Annotated in this window: 1 protein-coding gene; it reads left to right on the top strand. The window is 45.4% G+C overall.

Annotation, left to right across the window (positions count from 1 at the left end):
* On the top strand, positions 1 to 522 hold a 522-nt coding region (locus ESV24_RS15215; RefSeq protein WP_146743200.1), incomplete at its 5' end, for a T9SS type A sorting domain-containing protein.
* Between the last annotated feature and the right edge of the window lie 2 nt (positions 523 to 524).

The raw sequence follows: 524 nt of genomic DNA, 5'->3' as shown, positions 1-524 counted from the left end.
GCCCCAGTAATTACCTGCCCAGCAGATCAAACTGTTGATCCGGGAGCTGGTAACCTGTTCTATATCTTACCAGACTATTTTGCAACTGGCGAAGCCACTGCAGAGGACAACTGTACAGACCCAGTAACCATTACCAGCCAGGATCCTGCAGTAGGAACTCCGTTGTCTGATGGTACTTATACCATTAACCTAACGGCTACCGATGAGTACGGAAATACTTCCACTTGTAGCTTTGAGCTAACGGTAGACACGGTTGCCGGTTTAAACGAGAATTCACTGGATGCTGGCCTGGCTTTATATCCAAACCCAGCGAGCACTGTTGTGAACCTTGTGAACAAGACCAACATTTCTCTTGAGAAAATGATGATCTATGACATAAACGGAAAATTGGTAAACCAGACAAACCTTCGCACAATGCAGGGTGAGAAAGCAGTGGATGTATCGTCCCTTGCCGCTGGAGTTTATGTAGTTCAGATTATTGGTGAAAACGCAAGCACTGTAAAGCGCTTGATTAAAGAGTAATC

Source organism: Aequorivita lipolytica (assembly GCF_007997135.1).
Lineage (GTDB): Bacteria > Bacteroidota > Bacteroidia > Flavobacteriales > Flavobacteriaceae > Aequorivita > Aequorivita lipolytica.
This window is presented reverse-complemented; position numbering and strand designations above follow the sequence as displayed.